The organism is Butyrivibrio sp. FCS006 (assembly GCF_000424525.1).
Taxonomy (GTDB): Bacteria; Bacillota; Clostridia; order Lachnospirales; family Lachnospiraceae; genus Butyrivibrio.
Map to the genome: position 1 here is coordinate 471,150 of NZ_KE384205.1, position 21,389 is coordinate 492,538.

19 protein-coding genes are annotated in these 21,389 nt (G+C 44.9%); 4 read left to right on the forward strand and 15 right to left on the reverse strand.

Translation table 11 applies throughout. The features are described 5' to 3' along the window. Positions 1-82: 82 nt before the first annotated feature. Both tig and G633_RS0116560 read right to left on the reverse strand, forming a co-directional pair. Complete coding sequence (gene tig / locus G633_RS0116555; protein ID WP_022768695.1) at positions 83-1,537, reverse strand: trigger factor; 1,455 nt, start codon at positions 1,535-1,537, stop codon at positions 83-85. Positions 1,538-1,628: 91 nt separating this feature from the next. Next, positions 1,629-2,561, reverse strand: coding sequence for a hypothetical protein (locus G633_RS0116560; protein ID WP_026520591.1), 933 nt, complete (start codon positions 2,559-2,561; stop codon positions 1,629-1,631). Positions 2,562-2,786: 225 nt separating this feature from the next. Here G633_RS0116560 and G633_RS0116565 point away from each other — a divergent pair, with 225 nt between their 5' ends. After that, entirely contained in the window at positions 2,787-4,802 is a 2,016-nt protein-coding gene (locus G633_RS0116565) for a methyl-accepting chemotaxis protein (protein WP_022768697.1), read from the forward strand. A gap of 69 nt (positions 4,803-4,871) precedes the next feature. Here G633_RS0116565 and G633_RS18880 read toward each other — a convergent pair whose 3' ends face one another. From G633_RS18880 to G633_RS0116600, 7 genes are all read right to left on the reverse strand, one after another. Beyond that, on the reverse strand, positions 4,872-6,056 hold the full coding sequence (locus tag G633_RS18880) for a metallophosphoesterase family protein (RefSeq protein WP_022768699.1): 1,185 nt from the start codon (positions 6,054-6,056) through the stop codon (positions 4,872-4,874). Between the two features lie 101 nt (positions 6,057-6,157). After that, on the reverse strand, positions 6,158-6,655 hold the full coding sequence (locus G633_RS0116575; protein WP_022768700.1) for a Gx transporter family protein: 498 nt from the start codon (positions 6,653-6,655) through the stop codon (positions 6,158-6,160). 21 nt (positions 6,656-6,676) lie between these two features. After that, on the reverse strand, positions 6,677-7,054 hold the full coding sequence (locus tag G633_RS0116580) for a NusG domain II-containing protein (protein WP_022768701.1): 378 nt from the start codon (positions 7,052-7,054) through the stop codon (positions 6,677-6,679). Then, complete coding sequence (locus G633_RS0116585) at positions 7,055-8,095, reverse strand: FAD:protein FMN transferase (RefSeq protein ID WP_026520592.1); 1,041 nt, start codon at positions 8,093-8,095, stop codon at positions 7,055-7,057. It abuts the gene before it with no gap. Between the two features lie 122 nt (positions 8,096-8,217). Continuing rightward, positions 8,218-9,240 (reverse strand): hypothetical protein, encoded by a 1,023-nt coding sequence (locus G633_RS0116590; RefSeq protein ID WP_026520593.1) that lies wholly within the window; start codon positions 9,238-9,240, stop codon positions 8,218-8,220. A 55-nt stretch (positions 9,241-9,295) separates the two neighbouring features. Then, a complete protein-coding gene (locus G633_RS0116595; protein WP_022768705.1) occupies positions 9,296-10,252 on the reverse strand; it encodes a polyprenyl synthetase family protein in 957 nt (318 codons plus the stop codon). Then, entirely contained in the window at positions 10,245-12,239 is a 1,995-nt protein-coding gene (locus G633_RS0116600; protein WP_026520594.1) for an FAD-dependent oxidoreductase, read from the reverse strand. Before G633_RS0116600 ends, G633_RS0116595 begins: the two co-directional genes overlap by 8 nt. Positions 12,240-12,412: 173 nt before the next feature. Between G633_RS0116600 and G633_RS0116605 the strand changes: the two genes are divergently transcribed. After that, the gene (locus G633_RS0116605) at positions 12,413-13,324 is read left to right on the forward strand and encodes a UbiA family prenyltransferase (protein WP_022768708.1); all 912 of its coding nucleotides are present in this window, start codon (positions 12,413-12,415) and stop codon (positions 13,322-13,324) included. Here the strand turns inward: G633_RS0116605 and G633_RS0116610 are convergent. From G633_RS0116610 to G633_RS0116625, 4 genes are read right to left on the reverse strand one after another with little or no spacing between them, the layout of a single operon-like run. Then, the gene (locus G633_RS0116610) at positions 13,317-14,219 is read right to left on the reverse strand and encodes a diacylglycerol/lipid kinase family protein (RefSeq protein ID WP_026520595.1); all 903 of its coding nucleotides are present in this window, start codon (positions 14,217-14,219) and stop codon (positions 13,317-13,319) included. The genes G633_RS0116605 and G633_RS0116610 overlap by 8 nt on opposite strands. Then, positions 14,216-14,707, reverse strand: a complete 492-nt coding sequence (locus G633_RS0116615; RefSeq protein ID WP_022768710.1) for a dihydrofolate reductase — start codon at positions 14,705-14,707, stop codon at positions 14,216-14,218. Before G633_RS0116615 ends, G633_RS0116610 begins: the two co-directional genes overlap by 4 nt. Before the next feature lie 17 nt (positions 14,708-14,724). Then, positions 14,725-15,576: a thymidylate synthase gene (thyA, locus tag G633_RS0116620; protein ID WP_022768712.1), complete on the reverse strand. Its 852-nt coding sequence runs from the start codon at positions 15,574-15,576 to the stop codon at positions 14,725-14,727. 14 nt (positions 15,577-15,590) lie between these two features. Continuing rightward, positions 15,591-17,192, reverse strand: coding sequence for an MBL fold metallo-hydrolase RNA specificity domain-containing protein (locus G633_RS0116625; protein ID WP_022768713.1), 1,602 nt, complete (start codon positions 17,190-17,192; stop codon positions 15,591-15,593). 148 nt (positions 17,193-17,340) lie between these two features. On the opposite strand from G633_RS0116625, the gene G633_RS0116630 reads away from it, so the two are divergent. Both G633_RS0116630 and G633_RS0116635 read left to right on the forward strand, forming a co-directional pair. Next, positions 17,341-18,492 (forward strand): DUF3048 domain-containing protein, encoded by a 1,152-nt coding sequence (locus tag G633_RS0116630; protein WP_051200327.1) that lies wholly within the window; start codon positions 17,341-17,343, stop codon positions 18,490-18,492. 17 nt (positions 18,493-18,509) lie between these two features. Further along, positions 18,510-19,325, forward strand: a complete 816-nt coding sequence (locus tag G633_RS0116635) for a TraX family protein (protein ID WP_026520597.1) — start codon at positions 18,510-18,512, stop codon at positions 19,323-19,325. A gap of 940 nt (positions 19,326-20,265) precedes the next feature. Here the strand turns inward: G633_RS0116635 and G633_RS20030 are convergent. Continuing rightward, positions 20,266-20,466, reverse strand: a complete 201-nt coding sequence (locus tag G633_RS20030; protein WP_155834987.1) for a hypothetical protein — start codon at positions 20,464-20,466, stop codon at positions 20,266-20,268. A 292-nt stretch (positions 20,467-20,758) separates the two neighbouring features. Beyond that, positions 20,759-21,343, reverse strand: a complete 585-nt coding sequence (locus G633_RS0116650; RefSeq protein WP_026520599.1) for a hypothetical protein — start codon at positions 21,341-21,343, stop codon at positions 20,759-20,761. Positions 21,344-21,389: the final 46 nt, after the last annotated feature.

Below are 21,389 nucleotides of genomic sequence, written 5' to 3' on the forward strand. Positions count from 1 at the left end.
CACACATTTTAGCGACAAAAAAAGCGCCACAGACATATCGCCTGTGACGCTCATAAACTCTGTACTATTCAGATTTTGAAGATCAAGCCTCTTCCTCAGTCTTCTTCTTTCTTGTTGTTCTCTTTGGCTTCTCTTCGCCTTCCTCAGCCTCAGCCTTCTTAGCTGTTGTCTTCTTAGCTGCTGTCTTCTTGGGCTTCTCCTCGCCGTCCTCAGCTGCAGCCTTCTTGGCTGTTGTCTTCTTAGCTGCCTTCTTAGCGCCTTCCTTAACGTTCTCTACAAGGAAGTCTGCTGCCTTCTGAACTGCAAGATCGCTCTTGAGCTGCTTCTTCTCAGCATCTGACATCATCTCTTTGAGCTTCTCAACTTCCATTCTGTACTGGTGAGCCATGCTCTCGATCTCAGCATCAACATCAGCATCTGAAACCTCGATCTTCTCAGCCTCAGCAACTGCCTCAAGAACGAGCCTACTCTTAATTCTCTCGATAGCCTGTGGCTTAACCTGTGCGAGCATCTGATCTACTGATCCGCCTGTGTACTGAAGGTACTGATCCATGTTCATACCCTGCATCTGAAGTCTCTGAGCGAACTCATTAACCATCTGTCTCTGCTGGGTCTCAATCATAGCCTCAGGAAGCTCCATCTCAGAGTCCTCGATGACAGCTCTTACAACTGCATCTTCTCTCTTAGCCTTCTCATCAGCTGCCTTCTTTTCCTCAAGCTTCTTCTTAACATCTTCCTTGTACTCAGCTACTGTATCAAAGCCTGCATCTGATGCAAACTCATCGTTGAGCTCAGGAAGCTCTTTTGCTCTGATTGAATTAACTTTGCACTTGAAGGTTGCATCCTTGCCTGCAAGGTTCTCTGCCTGATAGTCCTCAGGGAACTTAACGTTTACATCGCCTCCCTGGCCGATCTCAAATCCAACAAGCTGCTCCTCGAATCCGGGAATGAATGCGCCTGAACCGATTGTAAGAGGATAATCTGTTCCCTTACCGCCGTCAAAAGCAACACCGTCAACAAATCCCTCGAAATCAAGAGATACTGTATCGCCGTCCTTAACTGCTCTGTCAGTAACGTCGATTGATCTTGCGTTCATGTTTCTCTGCTTGTCGATCTCAGCGTCAACCTCGTCATCTGTTACATCGAGGTCCATCTTCTCTACTTCGATTCCCTTATATTTTCCAAGCTTAACAGGTGGCTTAAGTGCTACCTCAGCAGTGAATACGAAATCCTTACCTGCCTCAAGCTCCTCAACATCAATCTTAGGTGAAGATACGACATCCTCGCCGCACTCTTCTACTGCCTTAGGATACTCTTCCTCGATAAGATCGTTGGCAGCATCCTCATAGAATACTCCCTTGCCATACATCTGCTCGATCATCTTTCGAGGAGCCTTACCCTTACGGAATCCAGGAATCTGGATCTTGTTCTTGTTCTTCTGGTATGCTTTCTCAATAGCCTTCTCAAGCTGTTCTGCAGGAACTGTGATCTTAAGCTTGGCCATGTTGTTTTCAAGCTTCTCAACTGTTACGCTCATTTTTGTTTCTCCTTCTATTAATGCTAAATTACCCCTTCTGGGCACAGTCGCTAAAGATTATAACATAACGATACAAAATAATCCACATTTTTTACGAAAACATCCCAAGCCCGAAGATGAGATACAAAAGACCAAGCTCCAAGATCAGCACCAGTCCCATGAATATCGGTACGGCTATGTTAATAACCCTGGTCACTCCTCGATTTCTTTTACCATCAACGAGCTGGTATACGCTGTAGGGAATAGCCCCCAGGATGCCCATTACGGCAAAGGCCGGGAAGGTTATGAAGAAAAGAACTATCGAACCCACCTTCACTTTTTCCTTCTGGCCGTCAAACCATGCTCTGAAAAAGGTATAGGCAAAGCTTAAAAAGAATCCAAGCACAAGCCCTATAAGTCCTGCCCTGAGTGTATTCATCGGATCAAAACGGCCGCGTCCGAAGAACATGCCATCCATACTGTCTAACATTCCGAATATCGCAAAGGCTACGGCAAAGTACTTCTGAGTTTTGAATCTGTCTCGTTTCCTTGGTGCATACTGAGGAAGATTGCCGGTAGATTCTTTTGATCCGAAATACTTCTCAGCTTCCCTTCTCTGCTCATTTTTCTCCATTGCTTCCTGATATGCTTTCTGCTGTGCTATCTCTGCTGCAGTCATATCAGCGCTTCTTGCCTGTAAAAAAGCTATAAGCTCTTCCTTGGTTCCCTCTGTATAGGAATCATTTTTGATGGTAATGATCAGTTTCTTTTCAAGTGAGCAGATAAAATCATATGCTTCACCAGCATAGAACTTCACCGATTTATTAAGTGGTAAAAAGACATCTTTAAACACGCCTTCTGTTCCGGTTACGGTAAACCTTACCTGTTTGTCATCAGCGATAAGGCTGCAGGTCACATCACCGTCGAGATATGAAGGATTCAATATATTCTCGCACCCTATAAGTTCCTTGCTGCCGATCTTTGCAAGCTCTTTCTGAGCATCATTTATTACGCTCTCTTCAAGAGAAAATGTATTTTTAATCATTTTTTTTGCTCCTATTTCCGTTTTCCAACTCTGCTATTTTACTAGAAAACGTTCAAATGTTAAAGAGGGCCTAGCATTTCGCAAATCAATAATCGCAATACAGAATATACATATATATTTAAACATAAAATTTATATAATTTTTTCTTTCCAAAATGCGCCATTTCCCGTACAAAAGAGTATAATATTTAGTACACGAATTATCAAAATATCATGGAGGCGTGTTATGGCAAAAGAAAAGAAAGCAAATTCATCAAACATCAAGTTTTTCGACAGCATCAAGACCAGACTCATCTCTGTAATGATGCTGGTTGCTATCGTTCCTCTGATAGTAGCCATCATTGTAAGTTATGTAACATCAACCAAGAAGGCGACAGCCGACGCAATTGATGCACTGGACTGGCAGGCATGGTACATTGAATCCTCATTCGAGACCGTAATCCAGAAGAACATCACTGCAATGCAGGCAATTGCAGCAGCACCTTCCACCAAGACCTTCTATATCAACCCTAATGATCTTACCGCTGCTTCAAAAGCGCAGGCATACTTAAATACCATTGATGCAGCTCTTGGTGACGGAAACATCTCCGTTCTTACCGGTGCTGACGGTATGCAGATCCTTCGTGCATCAGGAAAACTGGTAGATGTATCGCAAAGAGAATATTTCAAGCAGGCTATGGCAGGAAAGACCTATGTATCCGACGTTATAACCTCTGCTTCAACAGGTGCAAGACAAACCACCATCGCAACCCCTGTCTTTGCTGATGACGGAAGCGTAATCGGTGTGGTTCAGCGTAACTACAGCATGGATGCTCTTCACGAAATCCTTGCGGCAGAAGCAGAAGATGCTTTTGTTTCCGACAGAGTAGGTATGGTAGCTGCTATGTCAGCAATGGAAATCACACCTGAGAACGAAAAGGACATCGACCTTTCAGGCTCACCATTCATGAGTGATTCCGGAGAAAGTGGCATGTATCAGCAAACAGCAGGTAATGGAGAGTCCATAATCTGCTGGGTAAGATCCAGTACAACAGGCTGGGTTATAGCTTGTGCCAAGAGTGTAAAAGAGATCAAGTCAACCGCCACATCAGCTGCCGGGCTTGTAATCATCATCGGTATCATACTCGCAATAGTTGCAGGTATCATCTCCTTCTTCATGTCAAGGGCATTTACAGAACCAATCGGTGAAGTTAACGAATCGCTCTCAGCTCTTGCTGACGGTAGATTTAAACCTGTTAAGAAACACCATGACAGAAAAGATGAATTTGGCGGAATGGTAAGAAGTACCAACACCGTTATTGAAAAGCTTGAAGACATTGTATCCCATATCAAGGCATCTGCTTCAGACGTAGGAACCTCCTCAGAGGAACTTTCCGATATGGCCAACCAGATCTCTCAGACCGCTGAGGATGTTTCAAATGCAGTTCAGGAGATCGCATCCGGAGCAACACAGCAGGCAGACGAGATCCAGAGTGCTTCAGAGAACGTAGGAAGAATCGGCGATGCAGTCGGAGACGTACAGAGTTCCACAGGAAGCCTTTCAAGTCTTGCAGACAAGATGAAGGAAGCATCAGAAGTATCCAGCACATCCCTTGCTTCCCTGCAGGATTCCTCATCTGAGATGACAGCCAAGATCGATGAGATTTCAAAAACCATCAGCGCAACTCAGGACGCTGTCACAAATATCAACGACAAAGTTGAAGGAATTGCTTCCATCGCAACACAGACCAACCTCCTCTCACTCAATGCTTCAATTGAGGCTGCAAGAGCAGGTGAGGCAGGAAAAGGATTTGCGGTTGTTGCTGAAGAGATTGGTAAACTTGCTGATGATTCCAAGGCTATGGCAGACGATATCAGAAAAGAGATGGATATCCTTCTCGAGCAGTCCAGAGCAGCCGTTCAGGCAGCAGAGGATGTAAGACAAGGCAACCAGGATCAGCAGATCGCTCTTGGCGAGACCTTGAACGCAGTAAACGGAATGCTGGGCGATATCAGCAGTACCGTAGGCGGCGTACAGCTCATTTCCCAGGGTGCGGACACCTGCGAATCATCCAAGAATGCAGTAGTAGATACCATGAGCGCACTCTCTGCTATTTCCGAAGAGAACGCAGCTTCTTCAGAAGAGACGGGCGCATCCATGCAGGAGCTCTCAGCTACTGTTACAACACTTGCAGGTTCAGCTAATAACCTGAAGGAAATCGCTGAACAGCTCAATAACGAGATGGAATTCTTCAAGTCATAAATCCAGTCCAAACACGCTATAATCATAAAGAAAAGGGCGTACAGTTTTTAGCTGTACGCTCTTTTCTTATTAGTTCTTTTCATCGAGATTTATCTCATACTCCGTAAAATCGTTTGCATCTTCCTCCTGCACCAGTTCAAAGTACCTTGGCACAAAGGTGTCAGTCTTTTTCCACTTCTTAAGCACCTCTTCATCCCAGGAGATAAGGTCGCTCCTTCCTGCGATGTATGCCACGTTAAAGTCAGCAAAAAAGCCGGCAAGTTCATCTGCATCATCGCTGTCTGACAGGTTTTCTTTTCCCTGCTTATAAGCGTTATCCCAAAGGAAATCGTGGGAAGCCTTGGCAAAATCCGGGATGTCTTTTACCTCAAAAGGCACAGCCCTGTAGCTCATCTTCTTACCTGAAAAGGTCAGCTCACCGTAGTAATTGGGAGATGTCATAAGAGAACCTGTCGCTATGTCCGGAACTCCGCCACCACTTGCTGCAATGTGCTGGATGTGCATATGCCCCGAGAGATTTGCCACGACGCCATATTCCTCATAGAGTTCAAGGAGCTTGTCGCTGTTTATAAAGCTCATTCCCTGGCTTGTCAGCTCTGAGTGAACGAGAAGTGTCTGGTGGGTTACGCTGATAACATAGGCATGATCTTCTCTTGCTTTCTGTAGCTGCTCTTCAACAAAGCTAAGCGTTCCCGGCGTAAGAAGCCCTGACATTCCGGCAACAGTATTTACGTCTACGCACAGTATCCTGAGATTCGGAGTCACTTCATAGATATAGGAAAGTGATGTCTCATCAAAATCCAGGGAATCCTCTCTTCCAAAATCCTTGTACAGCTGCAGATATTCACCGGCATCAATACTGCTTACAAGTTCATAAGCATTTCCGGAGAATCTGGCAGCTCTTTTGACTGTAAAATCATGATTGCCGGGAATTGCAAGTACCGGTATTCCGGCATCCTCGACCTTCCTAAGCATAGCAGCGTATTCCTCATGGCTCTCTCTCGCCCCGTTAAAGGTCAGATCTCCTGCCACGATAAGAGCCGCAGGCTTATCCTCGATAACTTTTTCAAGGAAAGCCTCATTGATCTCTTTGTTATAGGGCATGAATTTCCCATCGCCGCTTCTTATCATGTTCTGATAATACTCTCCGCCATCCGTAAGAGAAGGTGAAATGTAGTGAGTGTCCGTGGCCAGATAGATTGTCACCGGCTCAAAGTCATCATATTCTGCAAAAGAGCTTTTTCTCTTTCCCATGGCATTTTTCTCCCCACTGAAAAAAGGCGCCGAGATCAGCGCCGTTAACAGTAAAAGTAAAACTATGGATATCAGTCTTTTTCTATGATCCACGAAGGTCCTCACATCCTAAAAACTCTCTTAACTCTTATAGTGATAAGGTTTGCAACAAAGCCAATAAGTACTCCGGTTATGGTTCCTATCACCATCAGAAACGGCAGGTAATAAATAAGGCTCTCCGTCTCCAGAACAAGCATGGCCACTATGATCTGGCCGATGTTATGGAAAACTCCGCCGAGGACACTTACACCTGTCACCGAAAGCTTGCCTATCTTTTTGGCTATCAGCATGGCAAAGAGAGACAGAGCTGCTCCTGCCAGAGAGTACATCATCATTGAGATGTTTCCAAAGGTAAGTCCCACCAGCACTACTCTTATGAGGGAGAGTGCGATGGCATTTTTTTCACCCACTGTGTAGAGTGCCACCATGACCACCAGATTGGCAAAGCCCACCTTGGCACCCGGTATTCCTATGTTGAGTGGCAGCATGTACTCAATGTATGAAAGCACAAATGCCAGTGCCACAAAAAGCCCCAAAAAGGCTATCCTCTTGTTATTCATTGCAAAACTCCCGGGTGCATCTTAAAATGTCGACCCATCAATTTCATTTTCTTTACCGCCTTCTACCGTCACCACAACCTTGTTTGGCAGACACACTATCGATTCCTTAGAGTATCTGATGTGGTTGTGCTTGACGCAGATCTGATCGGGACAGGAAGCTTCTGTTACATCGGCGTATCCGTCCGAGATGACCAGAATGTTGTAGGAGCCATCAGGTAGTTCAATCCTCTCGGTCCTGTCCTCTGACAGAGGGTAAGTGCCATAAACCTCTCCGTCTATGGTCACCACAACGTTTGCTGTGTCCTTTGTATTATTCATTTGCCAGATCCTCATTCCGCCTGCGGTCAGCAGTGCTACTACCAATAAGGCTGCAATGAGGATAACATCATTCTTCTTCATTTACTTTACGTACTTTTCCTTAAAATTATCGGAATATATCTTTTCTCCGTCGTGCATGACCCACATGGCTTCCACGTTGTCACGCTCCTTAACAAATGCCATTCCCTCATCAAGGCTCATTGTATAGAGCGCCGTCGAATAGGAATCAGCCTTGCCCGAGTCATCTGTGATGACTGAAACAGCTGCGAATTCATCAGAAGGATACAGAGTGTCCGGATCGATGATATGACAATATCTTACTCCGTCGACCTCATAAAATCTCTGATAATCACCGGAGGACACAACGCATTCTCCGTCATTTATATCCACCATCTCGATGTACTGCTCATCGCTGTAAACATCAGGGTTCTGGATGCCGAGCCTGAAGTTCGAGCCATCTATTCTTGTACCTATGCAGGAGATATTTCCTCCAAGGCTCAGAAGCACATTGTTAAGGCCCTTTTCTCTAGCATACTCCATAACTCTCTGGACTGCATAGCCCTTTCCGGTGCTGCCCACATCCAGCGACATTTCCGGGTCGCTTAGATAAACCGTACTCTTTTCTTTATCAATTATAATACCTGTTATATCAGTGTGGTGCGACGCCTCTTTAAGTGCATCTGCATCAGGGAGCTTGGCCCTCTCCGGGTCAGCAATTCCAATCTCCCTCTGTCTGTGCCAGAGAGATAAAACGGACCCCAGTGCGATATTTACCGCGCCATCCGTCTCATAATAGGTATCAATACTAAACTCCAAAAGAGCAATTATCTCAGGATCAACTTCTACAGGTGAAATACCTGCATTATCATTTATTGTCTTTATATTATTAACGCCAGGATAGTCGTTGTAGATATCATAGAGCTGATTGTAGTAGATCAGCCTGTCCTTGATAAGCTGCGCATCCTCAGCGAACTTTTCCTTATTCACGGCAAAGCCAACAATCTCTGTTCTTGTGTCAAACACATCCAGGAAAGTGGCTGTATATCTTGTCAGTTCTTTTTCTTTGGCAAAAGACCTATAGATCAAAATTCCGGCTATGAGCACAATAAAAAGTATTCCCATAAAAATCGCCGGCTTTAAATTCTTTATCTTCATGATTTTCCTTAAGCGTAAACTGGGGGTGCACAATTAAGCACACCCCCCACATATTACCTGAACTTACTCACCTAACAATTATAGCTTTATCACTTTGCAGCTGCTACTGCCTTAGCGATAACACTGTTAAAGTCTGTGATGTGAACTGATACAGAAGCTGCAAGGTCAGCATCAGCTGCACGGCCCTCTTCCATAGCTGTTCCGGCAACTTCATCAGCTGTCTTTCCAACTGTGTAAGCAGCATAAGCAGCAGCCTGCTCATTCCACTCCTTGCCGATAGCTGAAGCCTTCTTCATGCCATAAGCCTCACCGAGCTCATTCTTACTCTTAACATCAGCAGATGTGTCAGCTGTGATAGCACCGTTTGCATCAAAAGTGATCTTAGCCTGAACAGCGTCGATGATGTCACTTGTGATCTTGCCATCTGAACCTACTGTAAGAGCAGAAATTGTTGTATAAGCCTCAGCAGTTCCGTCGCCCTCAGCAGAAGCATCCTCTGAGTTAGAGATCTTTGTTGAAACACCAAGACCAAGCTTGTCGCCTTCGTGAGCACCTAAAGCTGTAGCATTGTTTACAGCCTCAACAACTGCAGCCTGGAAACCTGTTACGTGGATTGATACAGAAGCTGCAAGATCAGCATCGCCTGCATAACCCTCTGAGATAGCCATTCCGCTGATATCTGAAGCTGTCTTACCAACAGCCCATGCTGCGAAAGCATCAGCCTGCTCATACCACTCTTTTCCGATTGCAGAAGCCTTCTTCATACCATAGTTATCACCGAGCTCTCTCTTTGAAGGATACTCAGCGTTAAGATCTGAAGTGATTGTTCCCTGTGCGCTTACACCGATCTCTGTCTGTGCGATATCGATGATGCACTGTGTGATTTTGCCGTTTCCATCAACTGTAACAGCAGCGATTGTTGCGTCAGCCTGAGCCTTTCCGTCTGCATCAGCAGTTGCATCCTCAGAGCTTGAGATTGATACGCTTGTACCAAGTCCTGTCTTAAGCTCTGCTCCTGTAGCTCCTGTAGAGCCTGACTGTGAGCCACAGCCTGCAAGTACTACAGCTGAAAGCACTGTAGCGCTTACCAATGAAAGTAATTTCTTTTTCATTTTTCTTCCCTTTCTTTTATGAAACGTTTTATATTAAGGCTATTTAGCCAAAATATCAGTTAAGACCTCTGTAGGCTCTCTCCAAGATGCCTGTGAGGACTTCTTTTCTCTTGCCCGTAAGTGCAAGCTCATCAAGGATATCGCAGCACCTGTCGTAATAGCTCTTTGCCATTTGGTGGGTGAAGCTTACTCCTTGATGTCTTGCCACTTCCTCTATTACTCTTTCCTTAGACAGATTCCCACTCTCGGCTTCTGACACGAGAGAAGGATCCTGAGCGAGGGCGTGAAGAAATGGCATTGTCATAACGCCGTTTTCGAAGTCTGACTGAACAGGCTTACCTGCCTTATTCTCTGAGACTTCATAATCAAGACAGTCATCGGTGAGCTGGAAGATGATTCCTGTATAACGTCCCAGTTTTCTGAAGAGCTTAATGCGCTCCTCATCCTCATCACCTGCAAGAGCTCCTGCGTGATATGCGCCTTCGAACAGCGCAGCTGTCTTGCCGTCTATGATCGCCAGATATCTAAAAACATCCAGCCTGTAATTTCTGTTGTTGATGTTTTGCCTAAGTTCTCCCAAGGCAACTCTCTCAACATATTTGGAGAAATCAAACTTTTTGTATCTGTCTCTCTCTTCAGCCCTTGAGAGCTGTCTCATGGCAGCGGCAAGAAGATAATCGCCGCAGATGACAGCAGTTCTTTTCCCTGACTTCTTCTGAAGGGTTACAAGACCTCTTCGAAGATCTGCATCATCCATGATGTCGTCATGAATAAGTGTTGCCAGATGAAGGGTTTCCACTGCAGATGCAAAGATCACCGCATCCTTTGGAACCTGCTCTTCTTCCTTCATAGAGCAGGCAAGTGTAGCTGCTGCCCTCATCATTTTGCCCTGAGCCTCTGTAAGATAAGAGGTATAGCCCCTAATAAGTCCGGGAGCTCTTTTAATGATTCCGGATGCTTCTTCCCGGACCATATCAAAGGCTTTATCATAATCCATGTAAAGATCAGTCATTGTATAAATACCACTTTCTTGCCCAATTAACCTTCTTCCACTTGCTCTTTAGCCATGGCATGAGATAGTAGTCAATTCCGATTGAATGACCGCCGTTAAACATTACTGCCAGACCTGCGAAGATCATCCAGAAGGTATTGAGGTAAAGACCTGTTGTAGTTACAAACATAGCCTGGAGTACCAGTGAAACTGCTGCTGAAAGGAATGTGAAGCATCCTCCCATAAGTCCAAGGCCGATAAGAATCTGCAGAACAACAATAAAGCCCTGCATGAACATTGTCATAGCATCACTTGAAAGGACCATATTCTCTACGATCCAGTCAACAAAAGGAACCTGAAGCTTGAATGCAAAATCTGAAATGGTTGACTTGGCAAGCTCTGTGCCTGATACAAAGATCATCTCAAAGAGTCCAAGGTTCCAGTCAAAAATAACTGTTCCGGTATTAACAGCTGCAGCGACCTCGGTTGAAGCTGATGCAACAGCGTCTGCCACCTCTGTGGTTGCGGATGAAACTGCATCAACAGCTGCGGGATCGATCCTTCCAAGAAGTGAATCAAACCATGAATTTGCACCGCCAAAGAAGCCCTCGAGCATTGGCTTTTGGAGCCACCCTTCAACGATCTTCATAACGCCTTCAAATACCCATACAGCTCCGAGCCATACTCTTAAAGGTACCATCATGAAGCTCGGTGTCTTGTTGGAGAAGTGTCCGCCAAGGAAACTTCTGTTATTTCTTATAGTAAAGAATTCATGTGTAAGGTAACTGAATACCTTGGTCCATCCCATAACCTGAATGAAGTAGATTATGTTGATGAAGTGCTTAGCAAACATTGCAAAGAAAGATGCGAAGTTGATCTGGTGCTTGGCCATTCCGCCTCGTGCAACACCGTAGCGACCGCCCACACATACCATTACGCCGTGGAACTTGGGAGCATAGCTCTCTCTTTCTCCCTCTCCGGTAATGGCAACCATGATGTTCTTAGCTACAGCTGCAGCTGAATGCTCAGCGTTCTCAACCATCTGAGGAACAGGTCTCTCCTCGCCGGGAGCTGTGTAGAGCATGTTGTCACCAATCACATAAACATTCTCATGGTCAACGCTTCTGAGATACTCATCAACTTCGATACGGCCTCTTCCGCCGCTCTTTACTTCCTTAGCAATAGAAGCTGTTATCTCTGAGCTCTCGATTCCTGCAGTCCAGATAACTGTTCCTGCTACATGCTCAGTTATATCGTCGCCCTTCTTGAGCTTGATAAAGTTCTCGCCAACTCCGACTACCTGTGCGTTCATGACAACGTCAACGCCCATCTTGCGAAGTCTCTTGTCTACTTTATTGGAAAGCTTCTCAGGCAGGATCGGAACAGGACGTGAAAGTCCGTCTACATCAACGATGGTTACATCTTCTCTGTCGATGCCAAATCTCTTGCAAAGAATTGGTGTGTACTCTGCCAGCTCACCAACCATCTCTACGCCGGTAAAGCCTGCGCCTACAACGTAGAAGCTAAGGAGTTCTTTCTTCCTTGCAGGATCTGTCTCATCTGCAGCCATTCTGAAGCAGTCATGGATCCTGTCGCGAAGCTTGACTGCATCGTCATAGGACCAGAGCTTGTAGCTGTATTTCTCAGCTCCCTCAACGCCAAAGTATGTTGGCTTGGAACCTGCTGCCACAACAAGGTAATCATAGCTGTACTCAGCATTCTTACCCTTAACGGTAGTATTCTCAAAATCAACTCCTGTAACTGTATCAAGAACAACGTTGACCTTTCTGCCATCAAATATCTGCTTGAGGTTCATCTTGATGCTCTCTTCGCCGACACGGCAAGCAGCTACTTCATGGAGCTCTGTGAGCATGGTGTGATAAGGATGCTTATCAATAATGGTTATCTCACAGGAGTCCAGTAATTTCTTTTTACGAAGTTTTTTTTCGAGTTTCTTGGTAGCCAGCACGCCTGCGTAGCCGGCACCGATTACAACAATCTTAGTCATAACTATCCTTCCTTTAATACATCCAAATGAAATATTGCTTAATGAGTATCGATATGATAGCATAATTAATTGTGTACGACAATATTTAATCGCAATTTATTTTGCAAAATCTAATTTACGTAAAAACGTTTTTATTAAAACGTCAGTAAACATCTGACTTTGAGGAGATACTAATGATTAAAAAATTTTTGAAGTACGTGGAGATAACCACAAAGATAACCAGTCTGTTCGCATATATTAACACAATGCTTTTTATGATATATGAGAAACAGCCGATAAATACTAAGCTCATGGCTATTTTCTTTATCGCCATGTTCTTATTTGATCTGACAACTACTGCCATCAATAACTACATTGACAGCAAGGATTATCCCGAGATGCTTCCTATTCCAAGAAAGAGCGCGTTTATTTCCATTATGGTAATGCTCGGTATCAGTACTGTTCTTGGTCTGTACCTTGCATTTAATACCGGTATCATCGTTCTGCTTCTTGGCGGATTATGTTTCCTTCTCGGAATCTTTTATACCTTTGGCCCGATACCCATCTCCAGAATTCCACTCGGAGAGGTTATCTCAGGCGTTGCATACGGAATGTTTATTCCTTTTCTTATGATGTATATAAACAATCCGTCTCACTATCTGGCCCTTAGCCTTTCATTTGAGACAATCAACCTTTCTATAAATGTAATGCCTTTTATTTCCTTCTTCCTGTTTTCGCTGGTTACAACCTTTACCACAGCCAACATCATGCTGGCCAACAACACCTGCGATATTGAGAAGGATACTGCGGTAGGAAGACTTACTCTTGCATACTACATAGGAAGAAAGTGGGCTGTGCGCCTCTATGCACTTCTCTACTACGGAACCTATGCATCAGTTGCGCTTATGGTGATATGCAGATTCCTGCATCCTGTTGCCCTGATCTACTTCCTGTCGCTCCCACTTGTAATGAAGAACATTCACACCTTTAGGGATGCACAGATCAAGGAAAAGACCTTTATAACATCCATAAAGAATTTCATCATAATAAACACCTGCTATGGAATTTCCATTTTAGCAGCAATAATTGTTAGCGCAGTTATTTAACTCTGATGGTTATGGCTTTATTGACAACTTCAATTCTGCTTTCTTTATAAGCACCGCCAAACTCACCATCGAGAGTCCATTCCACCTCATCCTCAGAATAGAAGTTAGCCCACCTTACCTGCTTAAAGGTGATGTATGGGTTACCTTCTTCTCTGGTGGCAAGAGCCGTCAGAATTGCATTGAATTCTGCTAGATTCTTGGGAGATCTGATAAGCATGAGCTCCATCTTACCATCGTCCTGATGGATATCCGAATCACCGAACAGATTCATTCCACCCACTGAAGCCGAATTACTCATGGCACCAAAAAGATAATCGCCCTCTTCGCTTATACCCTCAGCCTCTACCTTCATATGAGTGCTGTAGCCGATGTTCTGCGGAAGCTCCGCAATTGCGCTGATGACATAGGCTGCATATCCAAGAACGTTCTTAAGCTCCTGATCCGTAGCATAGCTCACTTTGGAAAAAGCACCGAAGGCAGCCACGTAATTAAAGTAGCGCTCTCCGATCCTTCCAACGTCATACGTATACTCTTTTCCCAAAACAGCGATATCTATAGCCTTGGAACGCTGAGCAGGAATACCGAGACCCTTGGCGAAATCATTGGTACTTCCCGCAGGCACATAGGCAAGGACCGGCTTTTGGTCCATGTCCATAATGGCGCTCATGACGTGATTAAGAGTACCGTCTCCGCCACTGCACAAAACCATATCAATCTTTCCGTCATATTGCGAAAGAAGAATTTCCGAGGACAGTTCTGTCCCCGGAATTATTGGATAAACCAGCGGCTCATATCCGTTCTCCGCAAGTTTTTTCACTATGTCGAAGGTATCGTTACCTGCTCTGCCCATTCCGGCAGTCTTGTTGATAAGTACTAAAGCCTTTTTTCTAGTCATTTTCTTGTATAAATCCTGTATGTGTATGTTAAGTCAAAATAAACCTGTTCATCGCTCTCTTCTGTAAGCTCCCATTCCGGCATCTTGTCCAGGTTAGGGAAATAAGCATCTGCTTCATATTCCTTGTCGATGAAGGTTACGATGCACTTGTCACAGTCATCAAGAAACTCCTTATAAACACTGGCTCCGCCGATGATAAATACATCATCCGGATCCTCATCCTTAATAAGTTCAAGGAGCTCTTCTCTGTTATGTGCAACCTCTGCGTTCCTCACCTCGTAGTCGGGTTTGGTTGAGAGGATGATGTTTCTTCTCTTTGGAAGAACTATCTTCTGGGGAAAGGTCTCAAGAGTCTTCCTTCCGTAGATTATGGTCTTATCAAGGGTCCTTGCCCTGAAGTTGTCCTTCTGATCCGCAGGGATGCTCACCAGGAGCTGTCCCTTATTTCCAATGGCCCAGTTGCTGTCCACTGCTACAATTGCCTGCATTTATATGTCCTCCGTAATTATATGGCGATCGGTATGTCTTTTAACTGCTCACCTGAAACCTCATAGCCCTCAAGTGAAACATCGTTTCTGGTGAACTTGTAGAAGTCCTTGATGTCCGGATTGAGATGGAACTTGGGCGCCGGAAGAGGCTTTCTCTCAATGAGTTCCTTGATGAGCGGAACATGTCTGTCATAGATGTGCGCATCGGCGATTACATGCACCAGCTCGCCTACGTTCATGTCGCATACCTGAGCGATCATATGCACCAGAACAGCATACTGAACAACGTTCCAGTTGTTGGCTGCAAGAACGTCCTGTGATCTCTGGTTCAAGATTGCATTAAGTGTGAGCTTATCCTCGCCCTTCTTCTGAGTTACATTGTAGGTCACGCTGTAAGCACAGGGGTAGAGATGCATCTCGTGAAGGTCGGAAAAGACATATGTATTGGTCATGATACGTCTTGAAAAAGGATTGTTCTTGAGGTCATAGATAACCCTGTCCATCTGGTCGAACTCTCCCTCTTTGTAGATACTCTTTTGACCGATCTGATAGCCGTAGGCCTTTCCGATGGATCCGGTCTCATCAGCCCACTCGTCCCAAATGTGGCTGTTGAGGTCATGGATGTTGTTGCTCTTTTGCTGGTAGATCCACAAAACCTCGTCAGTTGCACTCTTAAGAGCTGTCTTTCTCAGAGTCATGATCGGAAACTCTTTGGAAAGGTCATATCTGTTTACAACACCGAATTTCTTGATAGTGTATGCCGGTGTTCCGTCCGGCCAGTGTGGTCTTACCTTCTCCCCCTCGGTTGAGGTGCCATTGTCCAGGATATCCCTGCACATGTCGATGAAAATCTCATCCGCTCTTGCCATAGTTACTCCTCCCTTTATTTGCTCCACTTGTCGCAAAGTGAATTTATCTGATCTGCGAATTTCGCCTTGTCCTTGTTTGTCATTCCCTCTGCCTTGGCTATGATGCCCATAAGCCTTGCCCCTGCGGCTTTGAGACGGGCATAGACGTCGGAAACAAGGGTAGATTCTTTCTTCTTGACCGGAACAGGAATGCCTTCCTTCATTATCTGTCCGGAGATTATGTCGAATTCTGTTCCGCTGTAAGGCGCGTAAGCATCGAATCCGTGCTCGTTTTCAAGGCACTTTGCAAAGGATGTGCATACGCTGTCTTCGCCGTGTACGACAAATACCTTCTTAGGTCTCTTTTTAAAGCCTTCTATCCACTCAATAAGGCCGTTGTGATCGGCGTGGCCTGAGAGGCCTTCAAGCTTGGCTATTTCTGCCTTGACATCAATTGTCTCGCCAAAGAGCTTGACCTGCTCTGCACCGTCTATGATGGCGCGTCCAGTGGTTCCAACGGACTGATAGCCTACAAATAAAATGGTACTCTCTTCTCTCCAGAGGTTGTGCTTAAGGTGATGTCTGATTCTGCCTGCATCGCACATTCCGGCTGCAGAGATGATGACCTTGGGCTCCGGGTCCTCATTGATGGCCCTGGACTCCTCTGTTGTGATGGACAGATTAAGTCCCGGGAAGGTTATCGGATTTATATGTTTCCTGATGAGTTCAAGCGCCTCATCATCGTAACAATCATACTGATTTCTCTCAAAGATCTCTGTGGCCTCAACTGCAAGAGGGCTATCAACAAATACTTTGAAATCAGGTTTCGAGGTGACCAGCTGTCCCCTCTTGATAAGTCTTATAAAATACAGTACTTCCTGGGTTCTGCCAATTGCAAAGGAAGGGATTACAACATTTCCTCCCCGGGCAAAGGTTCTGTCCAGGATAGCCGCCAGCTCTTTTACATAATCGGGTCTCTCGCCGGGATGGAGCCTGTCGCCGTAGGTGGATTCCATAACGACGTAGTCGGCCTCTTCCGTCATCTGAGGGTCCTTGATAAGCGGCTGGTTCTTGTTTCCTATATCTCCGGAAAAGACAAGCTTCTTCTCCACATTCTTTTCCTGAAGCCAGACTTCGATACTGGAGGAACCAAGAAGGTGACCGATGTCGGTAAACCTTATCTTAATGCCCTCACAAACGTTAATCTCTGTACCATAACTACAGGGAACAAAGCACCTGATAGTGTTCTCTGCATCTTCCATGGTATAGGTGGGCTCAATTATATCGATTTCCTTAGTTCTTTTTCCCTTACGATTTCTCCACTCTGCCTCCTGCATCTGAATATGGGCGCAGTCTCTGAGCATTATGTTGCACAACTCAGCTGTGGCTTCTGTTGAAAAGATCTTGCCTCTAAAGCCCTTTGCATATAGGAGTGGGAGATTTCCTGAGTGATCCACATGAGCATGTGTCAGGAACACGTAATCAATTTCCGGCGCAGATACAGGCAGTGGCACGTTTTCAAAGTAATTCCTGCCCTGCTCCATTCCGTAATCAACTAAGATGTTCTTGCCTGCAGCCTCGATAAAATGACAGCTTCCGGTAACTTCATGGTCAGCACCAATAAACATCAGTTTCATAAGCACTGCCTCCTAAAATCATTATAGTCTTGCTATTCTTCTTTATTATACCATGAAACTTTAATGTAAAAGGCATGGAAAAACCCCTGCGCTTTTGGTAGAATATAAAGGATTGATTATTTTCAATTTAAATAAGGAGATTATGAAAATGTTTAGAACATATGGCAAAAGAGCTATTGCAACTATTCTCAGTGCAGCAATGCTCGTGACTTTAGCAGCCTGCGGATCAACACCTGAAGGTGGCGATGACAGTGAGTCAAGCAGCGGAGTTTCTTTTGAACAGATAACAGATACTGCTACCGAGGAGACCTCTGTAGAGGAGGAAGCACCTGTAGATACCGACGAGCCTTACGTACTTCCTGAAGGAATGTATTTCTCAGAGCTCACAGGTGAGCCTATCAGCGAGGATATCAATGACCAGCGTCCTATCGCAGCCATGGTCGACAACGAGATCACTGCTCTTCCTCACTTTGACACAACAAAAGCTGATGTTGTTTATGAGCTCATGAACAGCACCAAGAATGACAGAATCACAAGACTTATGTGCGTTGTTAAGGACTGGGGATCAATCGACCAGCTTGGAAGTATCCGAAGCACAAGACCTACCAATATCCTTCTTGCTTCTGAGTGGAACGCAATCCTCTGCCACGACGGAGGCCCTTACCACAACGATGCTTACTTTGCTAAGGACTGGGCTAAGGATCACATCTCAGGTTACTTCTCAAGAGTAGACAACGGTAAGTCAAGAGAGTTTACCGAGTACATCTTAAACGGTGACCTTGAGTCAGATATCGAGAGATTCGGCATCTCAGCAACTTACAACCAGTATGCAAACGAGGGAAGCCACTTCAATTTCGTTGAGTACGGCAAAGAGATCAAGCTCGATGAGAAGTATGACAGATCATACACAGCAAACGGTGTTATTCTTCCTTTCACACACAACTCATCCAAGCTTGTATACAATGCAGAGACAGGTCTTTACGAGTACTACGAGTACGGTGATCAGTACTTTGATGCAGCCAATGAGCAGCCACTTACTTTCAAGAACGTAATCCTTCAGAAATGCTCATTCGCTCAGCTCGATGAGAACGGATATCTTATCTACAACTGCATCGGCTCAGGAGAGTATGCATGGTATCTCACAAACGGTGTAGCTAAGGATTGCACATGGGCTAAGACCAGTGAGACCGGTGTAACCAAGTTCTACGATGAAAACGGTGAAGAGCTTCAGATCAACACAGGTAAGACTTACATCGCTCTTGTTCCTGACGACACCTGGGACAAAGTCATCTTCGAGTAAATCATTTAGGAGCAGTTATGCGTGGTATTTCAGATGGCATGAAGAGAATAAACAGTAACACTCTTAAAGTGATTGCATGTCTTGTTATGCTTCTGGACCACTTAACAGCAGGTATAATGCTTCCGGTTGTGAAAGCCGGTCTTTATCCTGATGATATTCCTTTTGAGAAGATCAAGCTTATATACGATATCCTTCGTGCTATCGGCAGAAATGCTTTTCCGATATTCTGCTTTTTGATCGTGGAAGGATTCATTCATACAAAAAGCAGGCTAAGATATGCTCTTAGCCTGTTACTTTTTGGCCTAATTTCAGAACCGTTTTTTGATGTAACCTTCTTTGCGAAGAAAGAAGTCTTTAACATCAATTTCTTTGAGTGCCTTAGCGCCAACCTTGATCATATCTGGGATAGGTGCAATGTGTATTTCACGCTCCTTATCGGACTGCTTGTTATCTGGGCTGCTGATTTCTTTATTGACAAGCTTAGAGAAAAGTTTCCTGTTCCGCTCTGGGTCTCTTACACTTTAGCCGGACTTTCCTGCGGACTCGGAATACTTGTTGCAGAACGTATTCACTCCGATTATCATGGCTTCGGCGTTGGGCTTATCTTTATTTTCTACTTGCTCAGATACCAGTCCCCACTCAATTTAGTAGCGGGATATTTGGAACTGAGCTTCCTTGGTACCGAGTACTATGCTCTTCCTTCTTTTGTGCTTCTTTATTGCTACAACCATAAGAGAGGCAGAAAGATTGGGAAGCTGAAGTACTTGTTCTATGCATTTTATCCTGTGCATATTTTCCTGATTTATGTACTTAGATGTTTGATGTACGGTTGATACATCTTCTGCCGCCCCCTGCTTTCGGGGATTGTAGCATGAAATGCCAAAACGTCAAGAACAAAGCAAGTGGGCAAAGATCGCCCATTCTTGACGTTTTGGCATTTCATGCGTTTAGGTCACTAAGGGGGCCGGCAGAAGGTGACCACCGGAAAGGATGCGCGCCTAGGCAGGGAGAGCCCCTTGTGCAAGTGTTTGCGAAGGGTATGGCGAGCCAATAGCGTGGATGAATGGGAAGTTTACTGTCCTGAGAGGGAAATTGCAAAAATACCGTAAGGGAATTTGGGCGATTCGCGGAGGGCTACTGTCCCTGAGCAAAAACTCAATATATACCGTAATGAAAAACGGGGTGATCCATGGTGGACTACTGTCCCTGTGTAAAAACTCAATATATACCGTAATGAAAAACGGAAAGATCCATGACGCACTACTGTCCCAAAGCAAAAACTTCATATATACCGTAAGGTTGAGCTGAAATGTCCATGAGGCACTACTGTCCTAGAGCAAAATCTTCATATATACCGTAATGATGGGCTGAAATGTCCATGAGGCACTACTGTCCTAAAGCAAAATCTTCATATATACCGTAAGGTTGAGCTGAAATGTCCATGAGGCACTACTGTCCTAGAGCAAAATCTTCATATATACCGTAATGATGGGCTGAAATGTCCATGAGGCACTACTGTCCTAAAGCAAAATCTTCATATATACCGTAAGGTTGAGCTGAAATGTCCATGAGGCACTACTGTCCTAGAGCAAAATCTTCATATATACCGTAATGATGGGCTGAAATGTCCATGAGGCACTACTGTCCTAAAGCAAAATCTTCATATATACCGTAAGGTTGAGCTGAAATGTCCATGAGGCACTACTGTCCTAGATTAAAAATCTTCAACAAGCAGTAATGAATTCGATATTCAGTGTTCCATGCTTGCTTTTTTCATGTCCTGGAGCCAATATCCTGCCTTCCTGCCACAGATTCCGGCTTGCCACAATCCCCTTTTGCTTGTTTTCTCATGTCCCAGAGACGATATCCTACCGTTCTGCCACAGATTCTGGCTTGGAATAACTCCTTGTGCTTGCTTTTCTCATGTCCCGGAGCCAATATCCTACCTTCCTGCCACAGATTCCGGCTTGCCACAATCCCCTTTGGCTTGTTTTCTCATGTTCTGGAGCCAATATCCTGCCTTTTTGCCACAGAATCTACCTTGCCACAATCCCCTTTTAACCAGCCCCGCTTAGTGACCGTAATGTTCAAAAAGATACCGGAGCCAAGGGACAGTACGCTGGGCGCTGCATTTCAAGCGCCCGGGCAGCCCTTGGCTCCGGTATCTTTTTGAACTACAATTATCAGCGCGCGGGGCTGTAAAAGCAAAAAATAAATCCCCCCAGCTGCATTATGCAACCAAGAGGACTTATAACAAATTAATGAATCAATTATTTGAGCTGTCTGAAGCGCCTGTATCTGAAGAAAAGATATCAGCCATGGCTTCCTGAGCACTCTTAATGTCTGTCTTACTAAGTGTGTAATCCTGAAGAATGTTGGTATCGAAGGTAACCAGGTTGTCTTCCTTGGCTGTTACACAGGCATATTCTGTGTAGCCTGAATCCTTGTCACCGATCAGGATATATACTTCTTCGCCCTTCTTAATATCCATGGTAACTTCCACAACTGCTCTGGATGTCAGAATGGCTTTCTTTGAAAATGTTATTTTATAGCTATCGGGATAAAAATCATCCTGAATCTTTGTCACTGTTCCACTGGAGATAACAGCGCCGTTATCTGTAGTAACTATAAGCTTCTGCGATAATCTCTTGTCGCCCAAGACATCACCGGCCTCTTTATCAAGGTCAATGCCAGCCAGTCCGAGAATCGCTTCTGTAACTGCGTTATAGCAATCTCCGTCTTTGTTTGTACTGGTCTGTTTATCAGCATAAACAGCAAAACCTGCAAAAGCTATACATCCGATAAGGAACATGACAAGGACTGCAATAGCCGCTTTCCTTGTCTTATTCATAAGACTCTCTCCATTACTTAAACGTTCTAATCTCAAAAACTTTTAT